Here is a 14,808-nt window from a genome sequence, read left to right as displayed (position 1 = left end):
CCTCGGCGCCATGACCTGGGGCACCGTCCTCATGGGCCTGTACCAGGCGGGTGAGACGGCCTTCCCCATCGCGCTCGGCCTGATCGTCGAACACACCATGCGGGACCGGAGCCTCGGCGCGCTCGGCCTGTCGATCGCCGCACTGGCGGTCATCATCACGACGGTGTCGCTGTCGTGGCGGTTCGGCATGCGCGTCCTGCAGAAGGCCAACACGACCGAGGCACACCACTGGCGGGTGAAGGTCGCGTCCTGCGGCCTTCAGCCGGTGGCCACGGACATGGACCTCAAGTCCGGCGAGGTGCTGACCATCGCCACCGAGGACGCCGACCAGACCGCCGACATCATCGAGGTGGTGCCGCTGCTGATCAGCTCCCTGGTCGCGGTGGCGGTCGCCGCCGTCGCGCTGGGCCTGGCCGACGTCCGCCTCGGGCTGCTGGTGATCGTGGGCACCGTCGCGATCCTTTCGGTCCTGAGCGTGCTGTCCAAGCGGATCGGCTCCAGCACCCGCGAACAGCAGGCCCGGGTGGCGCGGGCGGGCGCGAAGGTGGCCGACCTGATCACCGGCCTGCGCCCGCTGCACGGCTTCGGCGGCAACCACGCCGCGTTCCGCTCCTACCGCGAGGTCAGCACGGAGGCGAAGCACCAGGCGATCACCGTCGCCAAGGTGAACGGCGTGTACGCGGGCACCGCGCTCGCCCTCAACGCGGTCCTCGCCGCCGCCGTGACCCTGACGGCGGGCTCACTGGCCTGGGACGGCCGCATCAACATCGGGGAACTCGTCATGGCCGTGGGGCTGGCGCAGTTCATCATGGAGCCGCTCAAACTGTTCTCGGAGATGCCGAAGTACGTGATGATGGCGCGCGCGTCGGCCGAGCGGATGGCCCTGGTGCTGGCCGCGCCGCCGGTGACGGCCCCGGGCCCGCGGCGCCCCGCCACCGGCGGGGACCTGGAGCTCGACTGCGTCCGGTACGGGGCCCTGCGGGAGCTCAAGTTCCAGGTGGCGGCGGGCGAGTTCGTGGCGATCGCCGCCTACCAGCCGCGCGTGGCGGCGGACCTCGCCTCGGTCCTGGCCGTGAACGTGCCGCCCGGCGCGTACGAGGGAGCGGTGCGGATCGGCGGGCAGGAGCTGGCGGACCTGGCGGTCGAGGCGGTCCGCGCACACCTGCTGGTCAACCCGTACGACGGGGAGATCTTCGCGGGCACCCTCCGCACGAACATCGACCCGTCGGGCACCAGCCGGATGGTCCCCGAGGCCGTCGAGGCGTCCATGCTGACCGACGTGGTCGCCCTCCACCGCGCGGGGCTCGACTACGGTGTCCGCGACCGTGGCGCGAACCTCTCCGGAGGGCAGCGCCAGCGGCTGTCCCTGGCCCGGGCGCTGGCCGCCGACACCGACGTCCTCGTGCTGCACGACCCGACGACGGCCGTCGACGCGGTCACCGAGCAGCTCATCGCGCGCAACGTCGCGAAGCTGCGCCGGGACCGCACCACCATCGTCATCACCAGCAGCCCGGCGCTCCTGGACGCCGCCGACCGTGTCCTCGTCCTGGACGACGGTGTCATCACCGCCGAGGACACCCACCGCAACCTCCTGGCCACCGACCCGGGCTACTGCTCGGCGGTGGCGCGGTGACCGGCTAGGAGAGCGCCCAGGCGACATCCCTGAGCAGGGCGTGCCGCCAGCCCGCCCGGTCGTGGCCGGACGCCGACCGTGACACCCGTACGGTCGCGCCGGTCCGTCCGGTCAGGGTCTCGGTCAGCGTGCAGTGGGGGAGCATGTGTGTCTCGTGTTCCCCCACGTCGAACGCGATCCGCAGGCCGGACAGATCGGGGCGCTCCCGCAGGCGCGCGGCGACGGCCCCGCCGACCGGGCCGCTCAAGGGGTCGGGCAGGTCCAGGGCGTCGGGCGTCCACCAGAACGACCCCGACTGACAGGCGACGCGGGACACCAGGTCCGGGAACTCCAGCGCCGCGTACAGCGCGCTCAGCCCGCCCAGGCTCTGCCCCGCCACCACCAGCCGGTCCGGGTCGGCGGGGACGCCGGATTCCGCCACCAGCGGCAGCAGTTCGTCCCGGACCGCCTCCCACAGCCGGGGCCCGCACCCGAACTCGGCCTCCCGGTCCCTGACGGGCAGGAAGACGAGCGTGACGGCGGGCATCCCGCCGCTGGCGAAGGCCGAGTCGAACGCGGTGATGGCCGGGTGGAGATACAGCCAGTCGTCCCCGTCGAGCAGCAGAACCACGGGCCCGCCGCCGCCCACCGGGTGGATGCGCACGGTGCGCCGCCCGCCGAGCCGTTCACTGCTCCAGCGGACCCGGGTGCGGGGGAGGGGCAGCACGTCAGTGGCGCCGACGACGGGCCAGTGCGGCTGGGGCGGGGCGTCCGGAGTCGCGGCGATGGACCGGTCGCCACCGGCACCGGCCGGGTTGAACGGGTCGGCGTGCGCCGCGTCGTCCGCGAGGAGCTGGTAGGTCACCCGCAGCCGCGCGGGCATGCGCACCTCGGCGTACCAGCAGTCGGTGTCGCCCCACCGGCGCAGCGGGACCGGCTCCGACCAGCTCTCGAAGCCGATGGTCGCCGGGGACCCGCGCCACAGGAACAGGGTCGTCCAGCCGCCGTCGTCGGCGGGTATCGACGCGGGTGTGCGCGCAGCCGCCCAGAACTCGTCGGTGCCGGGTGTGCCGGGGAGTCCGAACGCGGCGAAGGTGTTCTCCCTGCCGACCGTGTCCAGGCGCATGAACGTCTCCTTGTGAGAGGGAAGGGACACAGATAAGCTCCTGTCAATTAGGCGAGCCTAACCTAACTTTGGCGTTCACCGCGGGGGAGACCTGCCCGATGCTCTGCACCAGACTGACGAACGCACGGTTCGTCACCATGGACCCCGACCACCCCGTCGCCCACGACCTGGGCATCTGGCGGGGCCGGATCGTGGGCCTGGACGAGGCCGTGACGTCCTTGCCCGCCCGCGAGGTGATCGACCTGCGGGGCGCCACCGTGCTGCCCGGGTTCATCGACGCCCATGTGCACCTGGCCTGGACCGGTTTCCAGCAGAACACGCCGAGCGTCGCGGGGTGCACACGGATCGACGACGTGCTCGCCGTCGTGGAGGAGACCGTCCTCCGCAAGGGCTTGCCCGGCGCCTGGGTGAGCCTCGCGGGCTACGACCAGCGGCCCCTGGGCCGTCATCTGACCGCTGCCGAACTCGACATGGTCAGCCACGGGCACAAGGTGTTCATGCTGCACGAGTCCGGGCACGGCTGCGTCGTCAACTCCGCCGTCCTGGACCTGCTCCCCGCCGACCTGCCCCATGACAACGGCTTCCTGGACGAAGGTGCCATGGGGGCCGCCCGCGCACTGCGCCTGCCGCACTCCCAGACGGAACTGGCCGGGGCGATCGGACGCGCCGCCCGGACCTGCCTGGCCGAGGGCGTCACCGCCTGCGCCGAGGCGGGCATCGGCGGCACCCTCTTCGGCCATAGCCCGGTCGAGCTGGGCGCCTACCAACTCGCCTATGAACAGGGGCTGTTGCCGCTGCGGGTCCAGCTCATGGTGTCCGCCGACCGGCTGCGCCCGGCCGCCGCGCATGCCACCGACGGCATACCCCGGGCCCTCGACCTCGGCCTGCGCACCGGGTTCGGCGGCGACCGGCTCTCCGTGGGCGCGCTGAAGATCTTCACCGACGGCGGGATGATGGCCCGGACCGCCGCGCTCAGCAGCCCGTACGAGGGGCTCGACCACAGCGGTGAGGTGCAGGACGACCCGGAGGTGCTCGCCGACACGATCGTGGACGGCCACCTGGCCGGATGGCAGCTCGCCGTGCACGCGATCGGCGACCGCGCGGCCGACATCGCCCTGGACGCCCTGGAACGGGCCCAGCGCCTCCGCCCGCGCCCCGGCGCCCGGCACCGCATCGAGCACGCCGGTCTGATCCGCCCCGACCAGCTCCCGCGCTTCGCGCGGCTCGGCGTCAGCGCGGTCGTCCAGCCCAGCTTCCTGCGCTACTTCGGCGACGATTACGCGGCCATCATGGGCGAGGAGCGGGCCCCCTGGCTCTACCGGGGGAGGGCGTTCCTGGACCATGGCATCCCCCTCGTCGGCAGCTCCGACCGCCCCGTCGCCGACGGATCTCCGCTGCGGGCCATCCAGTTCATGGTCGAGCGCGCCTCCGAATCCGGCCAGGTCATCGGCCCGGACGAGGCCATCACCGTCGACGAGGCCCTGCGCGCCTACACGGTGGCGGGCGCGCTCGCCTGCCACTGGGAGGACAGCCTGGGCAGCCTCACCCCGGGCAAGCTCGCCGACCTGGTCGTCCTCGGCGACGACCCCCGGAGCGCGGACCCCTCGCGGATCGGGGACATCGAGGTGGTGGCGACGTATGTCGACGGCCGCGAGACCGGAGCGTCGGCGCTGTGAACGGGACGTCGGCGGTCGCCGGGGTACTGCCCGCGCCGACACCGTCCGTGCGCGCGGCCCGTCAGGAGGACGCCGCCGAACTCGCCTCATTATCCCGGCCCTTCGTGCGCTCGGGCGCGCTGCGGGAGCGGCCCGCCTCGCTCTACGCCAGCCACGCGGCCGACTTCCTCGTGACGGAGGCCCCCGACGGCACCGTGGACGGCTGCGTGGGCCTGCGTGTGCACTCCGCCGACCCGGGGCTGGGCCGCGGGTCCGTGGGCGTCGTGTACAACTTCTGCGTGGCCGGGCGGCGGCAGGGAAGCGGAGTGGGAGCCGGGCTTCTGCGCGCGGTGCTGGCCAGGGCGCGCGCCCAGTCGCTCGACGCCGTGTTCACGGCGACGACCGGCGGTGGCGGTCTGTTCCTCCGGTACGGATTCGCGCCGACGGCCGTGCGTCTGGCGCCCGCGTCCTGGGCGGAGTCGCTGGACCCCCGGCGCGACGCGCGGATTCTCGCGCGGGCCCTGTGACCCCTCATACGCTGCTTTTGTCGGAGTCCGGGCTGTGATCCGGGCTGTGGACCGAGCTGAGATCCGCGCTGTTGTCGAGTACCACGGTGGTGCCGTGGCCCGCTTCGCCGAGAACGCCTCGCAGCACCGCGTGCGGCTCGCGGCCGTCGAGCACATGAGCCCTGCGTACACCGCCCCGGACGGCCCGCAGGCACCCCTCCATCTTCGGCAGCATCCCGCTCGCCAGTCCCGGCAGCAGCCCGTCCAGCGCGTCGGCCGTCAGACGCTCGATCACCTCGGTGCTGTGCGGCCAGTTCGCGTACAGCCCCGCCACATCGGTGAGCATCACCAGCCGCTCGGCGTCGAGGGCCACGGCCAGGGCGGACGCCGCGAGATCGGCGTTGACGTTGTAGACCTGCCCGTCCGCGCCGCGCGCCACGGGGGAGACCACCGGGATGTGCCCCTGCTCCAGGAGTGTGCGCACCATGCCCGGGTTCACGTCCACGATGTCGCCGACGAGGCCGATGTCCACCGGCCGTCCGTCCACCCAGGCGGGCCGCCGCGCGGCGGTCATCGTGTGCGCGTCCTCGCCGGTCATCCCTACGGCGAAGGGCCCGTGGGCGTTGATGTGGCCGACCAGTTCCCGCTGCACCCGGCCGGACAGCACCATGCGCACCACGTCCATGGCCTCCGCCGTGGTCACCCGCAGGCCTGCCTCGAACCGGGTCTCCAGGCCTAATCGGTCGAGCATCGCGCTGATCTGCGGCCCGCCCCCGTGGACGACGACCGGCCGCAGCCCCGCGTGCCGCAGCTCCACGACATCGGCGGCGAACGCCCGCTGCAGGCCCTCGTCCACCATGGCGTGACCGCCGAACTTGATGACGACCGGTCTCATCTATGCCCCCGCCTCGTCCGGACCCCCCCAAGATGTTGTTAGCTTAGCCTAACCTCAATAGCGTTGGTGAGGCAGCGAGCGGGGCAGCACGCTGACCCCGGTGCCCGCGTTGACCGCGGACAGGACCGCGTACAGATTGGGCACGGTGACCGCGGCGCGGGTGGTGAGCTGCTTGCCGAAGATGGTCCGCCAGTAGCGCCGCACGATGGGCAGGTCTTCGGCGTAGGTGACCAACGGGACCTCGCGCAGGGCGGCGCACAGATCATCGGTGGCCTGCTCGTCGGCGGCCCGCGGGTGCGCGGCGATGCGCCGGGCCCAGGCGGGGGCGGCGACGAGCAGGTACTCCTCGTCGGTGAGCGGCACCGATTCCAGGCCGCGGCCGCGAGGGCGCCGGGTGGCGATGACCAGGTCGTGGCGTCCCGTCCGCATCTTCTCCAGCAGTGGTTCGGGCAGCCCTTGGCCGACGCGCAGCCGGACGCCGTCGGCGACGAGCGGCGCCAGGGCGGGCAGAACACGCACGCACAGCAGCTCGGACGGCCCGGCAATGTGCACGGGTGCCGTGTTCCCGGCCAGGGGGCTGCCGCCGTCGAGACCGGCGAGCGTATCGAGCGGAGCCGCGATCCGCGCGGCGAGTTCGTGGGCGAAGGGGCTGGGCTCGGCGCCACGCGGAAGCCGGGTGAACAGCTCGCGGCCGGTCTGCTGTTCAAGGGTGCGGATCTGCGCGGTCACGGTGGGCTGGGACAGCCCCAGCGCGGGAGCGGCGGCGGTGAACGTACCGGCGCGGTAGACGGCCAGGAACGTCCGCAGCAGGTTCAGATCGGCGTGCGCCGGGAGCCGCGCGGCCACCTCCAGGTGGGAGTCGTACTACGACAACGTCGACGGCATCTCCTTCCCCCACGGCGGCGGCCCCGTCCTCACGGGCGAGACCGTTTTCAGCTTCGGCACCTTCGGCTTCCCGCCCCTGGCCGCCCACGTCGTGGAGTTCCAGGCTCCCGCCGAAAGCGTTCCGGGCCGCCTGTCGTGGACCGCGAAGCAGGACGGCACGCCGGAAGAGCGGCTGGACGTGCTGCACGCCTGGCTGGTGGAAGACCTGTCCGGCGGCCGGGTCCGCGTCCTGACCCAGGAGACCCAGATCGGCCGTCCCGCCGCCGAGTTGGCCGAGCAGACCCCGAACCCGATGCTCAACGGCCACCAGGCATGGCTGGACGGCCTGGTCCGCGCCGCCTCCGGGAGGCCGCTGGGCGCCTGATCCGGCGGGGATCAGGGCGCGGACTCCTCGACCGGGTGCAGATATGGCTCGTCATCGGGCACCGCGTGCCGCAGGGTGTCGAGCACCGTGCCGAGCATGGGGTTGGTGTTCTCGCCCCGGTGCAGGGCCATCACCTGGCGGTGCGCGGACCGCTGTGTGAGCCGGGTGGCCTGGATCGCCTCGCTGGGGGCGTGGCCGAGCGCGGGGACGACCGCCACTCCGAGCCCTGTGGACACCAACTCCCGTACGACGTCGTAGTTGTTGCTCCGGAACGCGACCTCCGCGTCGAAACCGGCGGCCGCGCAGAGGCGGACCAGCGAGAGCGCCCCGGCGGTGCCCTCCCCGCTGGTGATCCAGCGCGCCCCGGCCAGTTGGGGAAGGCTCGCCCCCAGCCTGCTGTCCGTGGCCCGCAGCAGGACCAGGTCCTCGCGCAGCAAGGGGTGGCGGGTCAGCCCGTCGGGCCACTGCCGGGGGCTGAGCCCGTACTCGTAGACCAGGGCGATGTCCAGGTCACCGCCGGTGAGCTGGGCGAGGAGGTCCTCCGGTTCGCCCTCCTCCAGCTGTATCCGCGCCCGGGGGTGGGTTTCGACGAGCGCCGACAGCGCGGCGGGCACCAGCCGGACGCTCGCCGTCGGGAAACTGCCCAGCCTCAGCCGCCCGGTGGCCCCGGTGGCCAGCTCCCGCACCTGCTGGTCCAGGTCGTCCAGGGCGGCGAGGGCCCGGCCGCTGAGGTCGACCAGACGGTGGGCCGCGGCGGTCGGACGGATGCCGTGCGCCTCCCGCTCGAAGAGCACCAGACCGGTCTCCTTCTCCAGGGCGGAGATCTGCTGCGAGATCGCGGAGGCGGTGTAGCCGAGGTCGCGGGCGGCGACGGCGAACGAGCCGCTGCCGACGACGGCCTTCAGCGTGAGGAGATGCGGGGGCTTGAGCATCGCGGCTCCTCAGCCGGGATTCCTGAACCCTGTTGCGCGGCCTTGCCCATCCCACTGGATTTCCCCTATCCGCTCGACCGCGTCGCGGTTGATGGGCCCGTACACATGGGGGAACAAGGTGCCCTCCGCGACCCCGGGCGGCGGGGTGGGAACCGCCGCTTCCCACTCCACATCGGGGATCAGCCTGCGCTCGTCGAGGAACAACGCCAGCAAGGGCCTCGGCGCGGTCCGGTAGAAGGCGTTGACGACGGCCAGCGTGGTCTCCTCGTCCGGGGCACAGTGGACAAAACCGTGCTCCACCAGGGAAGCGGGTGCGTACGGGCGGTCGGGTTCGGCCTTCCAGTCACCGGACGGCACAACGTGACAGATCATGGCCTGGTTATACCCCGTGCCGTGTCGTCCTCGCCCTCCTCCAGCAGACCCGCCGCCGCCCCCACGACGCGCGGATCGGCGGTGCCGACCACCTCCGCGTCCTTGTCGGCGTAGTCGAAACGGGCCAGCACGGTGCGCATGGCCTCGACGCGAGCCCGCTTCTTGTCGTTGCTCTTGACCACCGTCCAAGGCGCGTGCTCCGTGTCCGTCTCGCGGAACATGGCGACCTTCGCGGCGGTGTAGTCGTCCCAGAGGTCCAGCGAGGCCAGGTCCATCGGGCTGAGCTTCCACTGCCGTACGGGGTCCACCTGGCGGATCGTGAAGCGGGTGCGCTGCTCGCCCTGGGACACCGAGAACCAGAACTTCACCAGGTCCACGCCGTCGTCCACGAGCATCCGCTCGAACAGCGGAGCCTGGCGCATGAAGCGCTGGTACTCGTCGTCCGCGCAGAAGCCCATGACCCGCTCGACACCGGCCCGGTTGTACCAGGACCGGTCGAGGAGCACGATCTCGCCCGCGGTCGGCAGATGTTCCACGTAGCGCTGGAAGTACCACTGGCCGCGCTCGCGCTCGGTCGGCTTCTCCAGCGCGACGACCCGGGCGCCACGCGGGTTGAGATGCTCGGTGAACCGCTTGATCGTGCCGCCCTTGCCGGCCGCGTCCCGGCCCTCGAAGACGATGACGAGCCGGCGTCCGGTCTCCTTGATCCAGCTCTGCAGCTTCAGCAGTTCGATCTGCTGGAGCCGCTTGTGCCATTCGTACTCCGGGCGCTCCATGCGCTGCGCGTACGGATAGTTCTCCCGCCAGGTGTCGACCGGGCTTCCGTCCGGCCGGATGAGTACGGGGTCGTCGTGGTCGGTGTAGTCGACCCGCAGGTCGGCCAGCTCGGACAGCAAGGGCGGTGTGGTCATCCGGTTCTCCTTTCCGGTCTCAGTGGAGCTGCGGCACGATCAGATAGATTCCGTACGCCACCACCGCGGCGCACGCCACGAAGCACAGGCCCGCCTGGGTGAGGCCGAGGGCGGAGCCGGTGCCGTTCCCCTCGCGGGCCGCCTCGGCTCGGGCCAGGCCCAGGACGCCGAGGGCGAAGACGGTGACCACGGCGACGGTGGCGCCGATGCTCACCGCGGTGACCTGGCCGAGTGCGTTCCAGTCGAGATGCATGGTTCTTCAACTCCCGTGATGCGAAAGGAACTTACGCGGCCGTGCCGACCGTGGCCGGCTGCTCGGTGCGGAGGGTGACCTCGTGGGTTTCGTTCACGTTCCGCGCGTCCACGGGGTTGCGGCGCGAGAGGATCACGATGCCGGCGGCGAGGGCCGCGCCGATCAGCGCGACGACCGCCGCGCCGATGTTGCCGCCGTTGGTGACCACGCTCGCGGAGACGCCACCGACCACCGCGGCGGCGGGCAGGGTGACCATCCAGGCGATGACCATGCGGCCCGCGACGCCCCAGCGCACCTCCGCCAGCCTGCGGCCAAGCCCCGCGCCGAGGATGCTGCCGGAGGCGACCTGGGTGGTGGACAGGGCGAAGCCGAGGTGGGCGGAGGTGAGGATGACGGTGGTGGAGGCGGTCTCGGCGGCGAAGCCCTGGGGCGACTGGATCTCGGTGAGGCCCTTGCCCATCGTGCGGATGATCCGCCAGCCGCCCAGGTAGGTGCCCAGGCCGATGGCGAGCCCCGCGGAGCCGATCACCCACAGCGGCGGACCGGCGTCATGGCCGAGCGCGCCCGTCGAGATCAGGGTCAGCGTGATGACGCCCATGGTCTTCTGCGCGTCGTTCGTGCCGTGCGCGAGGGAGACGAGCGAGGCCGAGGCGATCTGACCGGCCCGGAAGCCCTTGGTCACCGACTTCTTGCGGGCGCGGTCGGTGAGCCGGTACGCGAGGTACGTGGCCAGCAGCGCGGCGACACCGGCCACGAGCGGCGAGGCCACCGCCGGGATCAGCACCTTCTCGATGACCTTGTCGAAGTGCACCCCGTGGGCACCCGCCCCGACCCACACGGCCCCGATCAGCCCGCCGAACAGGGCGTGCGACGAGCTCGACGGCAGCCCGACGAGCCACGTCAGCAGATTCCAGAGGATCGCCCCGACCAGCCCCGCGAAGATCATGCCTGGGGTGACCAGGGTGTCGTCGACGATGCCGCCGGAGATGGTCTTGGCGACCTCGGTGGACAGGAAGGCACCGACGACGTTGAGCACTCCGCTCACCAGAACCGCCGTTCTGGGGGAGAGCGCGCCGGTGGCGATGGAGGTTGCCATCGCGTTCGCGGTGTCGTGGAATCCGTTGGTGAAGTCGAAGGCGAGCGCCGTGACGATGACGACCGCCACCAGAAAGGTGATGTGGTCCATTCCTGTATGCAAACAAGCTCAGGCCAATGCCCGGCGAACTCGTGGCAAAGGAAGTACAAGGACCCTCACCGGTTGACGCGCCCGGTGGTTCAGGCCAGCAGGTTGCCCGTGTGGGAGAGGCGGCGGGCCGTGGTCAGGAGGGCGTGGATCTGAGGCCCGGCCTGGTTGATGTCGGTCACCGTGGTTTTGAACGGCAGCCGGACGTCGTGGTGGGTGCGGGGGTATTCCAGGCGCAGGGTGAGGCCGTAGCGGTCCATCGCCACGGGGAGGGCGCGCACCATGCCCTTCTCCGGGTGGGGGTGGACGAGGCGCAGCAGCAGGGGCACGAGTTCGCTGTGGTCGTCCACGAGATGGGTCAGCATGCTCGCCTCGCTGGTCGCGATGGGGTCGAGCGGCGCCGCCTGCAGGGTGTGGAGGGTGACGTACGAGCGTCCCCCGGTGTCTTCGAGGACCGCCTGGCCGAACTCCAGGCAGGTGCTCTCGGCGGCCTCCGCGTCGTAGGGAGCAGACAGCAGCCCGGTCACCGTGACGCGGGCGCGAAGGCGGTCGCGTACGGGCGTGGGGGCGATGTCGGTGAGCTCCAGCCGCACCGGGACGCGCATCGCCGTCTGCGCCCCCTCGGTGCCCTCGAACGGCGGGTGGAGGTGGAAGTGGCCCATCGCCCCCGTGCCGTCGAGGCGGCGGACTTCGGTGCTGACGCCGTCGCTCACCACGGACATGGAGTGGGCGGCGGCGAGGATCGACCGGACGCGCTCGGCGGCGGTCGGGGTGACGGTGCGGGTGGGGAAAGGACGCATCCGGGGAACTCCAGGCGCGGGGAGGCGAACACCAAGCGGGCTACTTAGGTATGCCTAACCTAACTCACGGAGCGGAATTCGGGTAGTCCCGAGAGTGAGCGGGGGAGCCGGTCGCTACCGGTTCCTCCCGAATCGGGCGATCGCTTCCAGGACCGCGTCCCGCATCGCGGGACTGCCCGTGTGCCCCGAGTCGTCGATCACCTTCAACTCCGCGTCCGGCCACGCCTTGGACAGCTCCCACGCGGTCTTCAGCGGACTGCCCAGGTCGAGCCGTCCGTGGATCAGCACCGCCGGGATGCCCGCCAGCCGGTGCGCGTCCCGCAGCAGTTGCCCGTCCTCCAACCAGGCGTCGTGGGCGAAGTAGTGCGCGCAGATCCGGACGAAGGCCATCAGCGCGTCGTCGGTTTTGTCGCTGTAGTAGCCCGGACTGCCGAGCACCTCATGGGCGATGACCGCGTCCTCCCAGGCACACCAGTCCCGCACCGCCCTGGCCCGGACCGACTCGTCCGCCTCGTCCGGGGCGTTGAGCAGCCGGTCGTAGGCGGCCACGAGATCGCCGCCGCGGTCCCGGGCCGGAAGGGCGTCGCGGAACGCCTCCCAGGGGCCGGGCAGCAGGCGTCCGACGCCGCGGTAGAGCCAGTCGGTCTCCTCCGGCCGGGTCGTGGTGACGCCTGCGATGACGATCTCGGAGACCCGCTCGGGGTAGCGCTCCGCGTAGGCCAGGATCAGCGTCGACCCCCAGGAGCCGCCGTGCAGGAGCCAGCGCTCGATGCCCAGGTGCTCGCGCAGCCGCTCCATGTCGGCGACGAGGTGGCGGGTGGTGTTGTGAGCGAGACCGACGGCCGGGTCGGAGGCATGGGGACGGCTCTCACCGCAGCCGCGCTGGTCGAACAGGACGACCCGGTAGACCTCGGGGTCGAACATCGTGCGGCTGCCACGGCGCCCGCCACTGCCGGGGCCGCCGTGCACGCACAGCGCCGCCTTCCCCTCGGGGTTCCCGCTGGTCTCCCAGTAGATCCGGTTGCCGTCGCCGACGTCGAGGAGTCCGTGCGCGTCCGGTTCGGCGGGCGGGAAAGGCTGGGCCATGACGGTCTCCTCGCTGCGGGCGTGGCGGACAACCTCGCGAGGCTAGCCGACCACCGCGACGCGGCACGCGTGTTTTACGCGGACCTGGCCGCCCTTTCCCGGCCGACCGTGCCGAGCAGCAGCTTCGCGGCCACCGCCGCCCCACCGGTGCGGATCGTGCCCGCCACGGCGGCCGCTCGCGCGCGGGTCGTGGGGGCCAGCGCCGTCCTGAGCGCGGCGGACAGGGACGCGGCGGTCGGCACCGGGCCGTCGTGTGCCGCGCCGATGCCCAGCCCGGCCACCCGGCCCGCCCAGTACGGCTGGTCCACCATCTGCGCCACCACCACTTGGGGCGCACCGGCCCGGGCGGCCGCCGTCGTCGTGCCCGCGCCGCCGTGGTGCACGACGGCGGCCACCCGGGCGAACAGGGCCTGCTGGTTGACCTCGCCGACGACGTGGCAGTCCTCCCGGTCGTCGATCAGGTCCAGCCCGGCCCAGCCGCGCGAGACGAGGACGCGGCGGCCTTGCGCGCGGACCGCCGCGACGGCCACCCGGGCGACGTCCTCCGGGGCGCGCATGCTGCCGAAGCCCACATACACCGGTGGTGTTCCGGCGTCCAGGAACGCGTCCAACTCGGCCGGGAGCGGGCGTTCGTCCGGCAGAATCCACGCGCCGGTCTGTATGACGTCGAGGTCCGCAGTCGCCCGCCACGGGCCCAGGACCGGGTCCGCCGCCAGCCACGGGCGGCCGGTGAGGACATGGTCGCGGACGTCGGCCACCGGGGGCAGCCCGGTCGCCGCCCGCCGGGTGGCCAGCGCCTCGCCGAACAGCGCGTTCAGGTTCTGGGCATCCGCGTCCCACAGCGCGCGGTTGCCGGTCACGTCCGGTGGGAGCGGCATGCCCGGCCGTGGCGGCGGCGCGTGGTGCGGCGAGGGCAGGCTGACCGGGTGGTAGCTCGCGTACACATACGGGATGCCCAGCCGCTCGGCCACCGACCGCGCGGCGACCTGCCCCAGACCGGCCGCCACCAGCGCGTCACCTCCCTCGGCCGCCGCGGCGACCGTGTCGAACTGCGCGGCGACCAACTCGATACGGCGCCGGGACAGATCCGCCGACGACGGTGGCGCCGCGCCATGCATGGTCGGGCGCACCGGCTCGCCGAGCGGCACCAGCGGCACGCCGACACCGGCCAGCAGGTCCGTGAACTCCTGGTCCGGCGGCGCGCACACCCGCACCTGTGCGCCCAGCGCCCGCAACCGCACCGCGAGTGCCACCAGCGGTTCGACGTCCCCGCGTGTCCCGTACGTCGACAGCACCACACGCATCGTCGGCTCAGCCTTTCAGCGGGCCGCCGTTGATCGCCACCCGGCGGCCGTAGCGGGTGTGCGGGTAGTAGTCGTAGACCGCGTGGTGCTGGACGCAGCGGTTGTCCCAGAACACCAGCGTGTTCGGTTCCCAGCGCACCCGGCAGAAGAGCGGCGGGCGTTCCGCGACCACCTTGAAGAGCAGGTCCAGCACCGCCCGGCTCTCGTCGGCCGACAGCTGCGGGATGCGGTCGGTGTAGGCGGGGTTGACGTAGAGGACCCGGCGGTCGGTCTCCGGGTGCCGGACCACCAGCGGGTGTTCGGACTTCGGCACCACGTAGTCCGGCGGCAGGGTGTACCCCTTGAGCGACAGCCCGCCGTCGTGCACCGCGGTCAGCCCGTCCAGCATTCCGCGCAGCGTGGGCGAGAGCATGTCGTAGGCCAAGTGCATATTGGCGAACAACGTGTCGCCGCCGCAGTGCGGCTCCGGCATCCGCGTGATGTGCAGCATCGAGCCGAGCGACGGCTCCGGGTCCGCGGTGCCGTCGGCGTGCCAGCCGTTGCCCGCCACGTTGCTCGCCTGGGCGCCGGTGCGGATCTCCAGCACATACGGGTCGCCCTCCGGCGGCGGCGGGTTGACCGGGCGCAGCTCGCCGAAGTGTCCGGCGAACCGCTTGTGGTCGTCGTCGCCGATGTCCTGGTGGCGGAAGACCAGCACATGGTGGTCGAGGAAGGCGCGGCGGACCTCGGCGAGCTGTTCCCCGGTCAGCTCCCGGGCGAGGTCCAGGCCGGAGACCTCGGCCCCGATGACCGGGGTGATCGGCGCCACCTCGATGGTCCGGTACTCGGCCCGTGGCCGGGTGGTGATCCGCTTGATGGCGTCGAGTTCGTACGCTTCCATGGCTCTCCCTGCTGGGTACGGCGAATGGTGGGTGGCGGCCGGTT

Annotated in this window: 16 protein-coding genes; 4 read left to right on the top strand and 12 right to left on the bottom strand. The window is 72.2% G+C overall.

The genetic code is table 11. The features are described from left to right. The first annotated feature begins 10 nt into the window (after nucleotides 1–10). Nucleotides 11–1,633, top strand: a complete 1,623-nt coding sequence (locus tag ABZ370_RS08965; protein ID WP_358618796.1) for an ABC transporter ATP-binding protein — start codon at nucleotides 11–13, stop codon at nucleotides 1,631–1,633. Nucleotides 1,634–1,637: 4 nt separating this feature from the next. On the opposite strand, the gene ABZ370_RS08960 is transcribed toward ABZ370_RS08965, so the two are convergent. Next, nucleotides 1,638–2,738: an alpha/beta hydrolase-fold protein gene (locus ABZ370_RS08960; RefSeq protein WP_358618415.1), complete on the bottom strand. Its 1,101-nt coding sequence runs from the start codon at nucleotides 2,736–2,738 to the stop codon at nucleotides 1,638–1,640. 98 nt (nucleotides 2,739–2,836) lie between these two features. Here ABZ370_RS08960 and ABZ370_RS08955 point away from each other — a divergent pair, with 98 nt between their 5' ends. Both ABZ370_RS08955 and ABZ370_RS08950 read left to right on the top strand, forming a co-directional pair. Then, nucleotides 2,837–4,414, top strand: a complete 1,578-nt coding sequence (locus tag ABZ370_RS08955) for an amidohydrolase (protein ID WP_358618414.1) — start codon at nucleotides 2,837–2,839, stop codon at nucleotides 4,412–4,414. Next, the gene (locus ABZ370_RS08950) at nucleotides 4,411–4,920 is read left to right on the top strand and encodes a GNAT family N-acetyltransferase (RefSeq protein ID WP_358618413.1); all 510 of its coding nucleotides are present in this window, start codon (nucleotides 4,411–4,413) and stop codon (nucleotides 4,918–4,920) included. Before ABZ370_RS08955 ends, ABZ370_RS08950 begins: the two co-directional genes overlap by 4 nt. Nucleotides 4,921–4,924: 4 nt before the next feature. Here the strand turns inward: ABZ370_RS08950 and argB are convergent, their stop codons facing one another. After that, the gene (argB, locus tag ABZ370_RS08945; protein ID WP_358618411.1) at nucleotides 4,925–5,794 is read right to left on the bottom strand and encodes an acetylglutamate kinase; all 870 of its coding nucleotides are present in this window, start codon (nucleotides 5,792–5,794) and stop codon (nucleotides 4,925–4,927) included. Between the two features lie 54 nt (nucleotides 5,795–5,848). Then, the gene (locus ABZ370_RS08940; RefSeq protein ID WP_358618410.1) at nucleotides 5,849–6,640 is read right to left on the bottom strand and encodes a LysR family transcriptional regulator; all 792 of its coding nucleotides are present in this window, start codon (nucleotides 6,638–6,640) and stop codon (nucleotides 5,849–5,851) included. 130 nt (nucleotides 6,641–6,770) lie between these two features. Between ABZ370_RS08940 and ABZ370_RS08935 the strand changes: the two genes are divergently transcribed. Further along, the gene (locus ABZ370_RS08935) at nucleotides 6,771–7,043 is read left to right on the top strand and encodes a hypothetical protein (RefSeq protein WP_358618409.1); all 273 of its coding nucleotides are present in this window, start codon (nucleotides 6,771–6,773) and stop codon (nucleotides 7,041–7,043) included. An 11-nt stretch (nucleotides 7,044–7,054) separates the two neighbouring features. Here ABZ370_RS08935 and ABZ370_RS08930 read toward each other — a convergent pair whose 3' ends face one another. The 9 genes from ABZ370_RS08930 to ABZ370_RS08890 form a co-directional block, all read right to left on the bottom strand. After that, nucleotides 7,055–7,975: a LysR substrate-binding domain-containing protein gene (locus ABZ370_RS08930; protein WP_358618408.1), complete on the bottom strand. Its 921-nt coding sequence runs from the start codon at nucleotides 7,973–7,975 to the stop codon at nucleotides 7,055–7,057. 9 nt (nucleotides 7,976–7,984) lie between these two features. Continuing rightward, nucleotides 7,985–8,347, bottom strand: a complete 363-nt coding sequence (locus ABZ370_RS08925; protein ID WP_358618407.1) for a DUF952 domain-containing protein — start codon at nucleotides 8,345–8,347, stop codon at nucleotides 7,985–7,987. Beyond that, nucleotides 8,344–9,258 (bottom strand): polyphosphate kinase 2, encoded by a 915-nt coding sequence (gene ppk2, locus ABZ370_RS08920; protein WP_358618406.1) that lies wholly within the window; start codon nucleotides 9,256–9,258, stop codon nucleotides 8,344–8,346. The genes ABZ370_RS08925 and ppk2 overlap by 4 nt, the downstream gene beginning before the upstream one ends. A 19-nt stretch (nucleotides 9,259–9,277) precedes the next feature. After that, a complete protein-coding gene (locus tag ABZ370_RS08915; protein ID WP_358618405.1) occupies nucleotides 9,278–9,511 on the bottom strand; it encodes a hypothetical protein in 234 nt (77 codons plus the stop codon). 31 nt (nucleotides 9,512–9,542) lie between these two features. Beyond that, the gene (locus ABZ370_RS08910) at nucleotides 9,543–10,697 is read right to left on the bottom strand and encodes an inorganic phosphate transporter (RefSeq protein WP_358618404.1); all 1,155 of its coding nucleotides are present in this window, start codon (nucleotides 10,695–10,697) and stop codon (nucleotides 9,543–9,545) included. An 89-nt stretch (nucleotides 10,698–10,786) separates the two neighbouring features. After that, nucleotides 10,787–11,494 (bottom strand): DUF2470 domain-containing protein, encoded by a 708-nt coding sequence (locus ABZ370_RS08905; protein ID WP_358618402.1) that lies wholly within the window; start codon nucleotides 11,492–11,494, stop codon nucleotides 10,787–10,789. Nucleotides 11,495–11,608: 114 nt separating this feature from the next. Further along, complete coding sequence (pip, locus tag ABZ370_RS08900; protein WP_358618401.1) at nucleotides 11,609–12,580, bottom strand: prolyl aminopeptidase; 972 nt, start codon at nucleotides 12,578–12,580, stop codon at nucleotides 11,609–11,611. Nucleotides 12,581–12,654: 74 nt separating this feature from the next. Further along, nucleotides 12,655–13,884 (bottom strand): glycosyltransferase, encoded by a 1,230-nt coding sequence (locus ABZ370_RS08895; RefSeq protein ID WP_358618400.1) that lies wholly within the window; start codon nucleotides 13,882–13,884, stop codon nucleotides 12,655–12,657. Nucleotides 13,885–13,891: 7 nt separating this feature from the next. Further along, complete coding sequence (locus tag ABZ370_RS08890; RefSeq protein WP_358618399.1) at nucleotides 13,892–14,764, bottom strand: TauD/TfdA family dioxygenase; 873 nt, start codon at nucleotides 14,762–14,764, stop codon at nucleotides 13,892–13,894. Between the last annotated feature and the right edge of the window lie 44 nt (nucleotides 14,765–14,808).

Origin of the sequence: Streptomyces sp. NPDC005962 (genome assembly GCF_040629205.1) — a bacterium.
GTDB lineage: Bacteria > Actinomycetota > Actinomycetes > Streptomycetales > Streptomycetaceae > Streptomyces.
Note: the sequence above shows the minus strand (reverse complement) of the source record. Positions and strands in the feature narration are given on the sequence as shown.

Excerpts from the sequence above, each read along its gene's own strand:
- ABZ370_RS08965 (WP_358618796.1), top strand. The coding sequence starts at position 11 with ATGACCTGGGGCACCGTCCTCATGGGCCTGTACCAGGCGGGTGAGACG.
- ABZ370_RS08960 (WP_358618415.1), bottom strand. The coding sequence starts at position 2,738 with ATGCGCCTGGACACGGTCGGCAGGGAGAACACCTTCGCCGCGTTCGGA.
- ABZ370_RS08955 (WP_358618414.1), top strand. The coding sequence starts at position 2,837 with ATGCTCTGCACCAGACTGACGAACGCACGGTTCGTCACCATGGACCCC.
- argB (WP_358618411.1), bottom strand. The coding sequence starts at position 5,794 with ATGAGACCGGTCGTCATCAAGTTCGGCGGTCACGCCATGGTGGACGAG.
- ABZ370_RS08930 (WP_358618408.1), bottom strand. The coding sequence starts at position 7,975 with ATGCTCAAGCCCCCGCATCTCCTCACGCTGAAGGCCGTCGTCGGCAGC.
- ABZ370_RS08925 (WP_358618407.1), bottom strand. The coding sequence starts at position 8,347 with ATGATCTGTCACGTTGTGCCGTCCGGTGACTGGAAGGCCGAACCCGAC.
- ppk2 (WP_358618406.1), bottom strand. The coding sequence starts at position 9,258 with ATGACCACACCGCCCTTGCTGTCCGAGCTGGCCGACCTGCGGGTCGAC.
- ABZ370_RS08915 (WP_358618405.1), bottom strand. The coding sequence starts at position 9,511 with ATGCATCTCGACTGGAACGCACTCGGCCAGGTCACCGCGGTGAGCATC.
- ABZ370_RS08910 (WP_358618404.1), bottom strand. The coding sequence starts at position 10,697 with ATGGACCACATCACCTTTCTGGTGGCGGTCGTCATCGTCACGGCGCTC.
- ABZ370_RS08905 (WP_358618402.1), bottom strand. The coding sequence starts at position 11,494 with ATGCGTCCTTTCCCCACCCGCACCGTCACCCCGACCGCCGCCGAGCGC.
- pip (WP_358618401.1), bottom strand. The coding sequence starts at position 12,580 with ATGGCCCAGCCTTTCCCGCCCGCCGAACCGGACGCGCACGGACTCCTC.
- ABZ370_RS08895 (WP_358618400.1), bottom strand. The coding sequence starts at position 13,884 with ATGCGTGTGGTGCTGTCGACGTACGGGACACGCGGGGACGTCGAACCG.
- ABZ370_RS08890 (WP_358618399.1), bottom strand. The coding sequence starts at position 14,764 with ATGGAAGCGTACGAACTCGACGCCATCAAGCGGATCACCACCCGGCCA.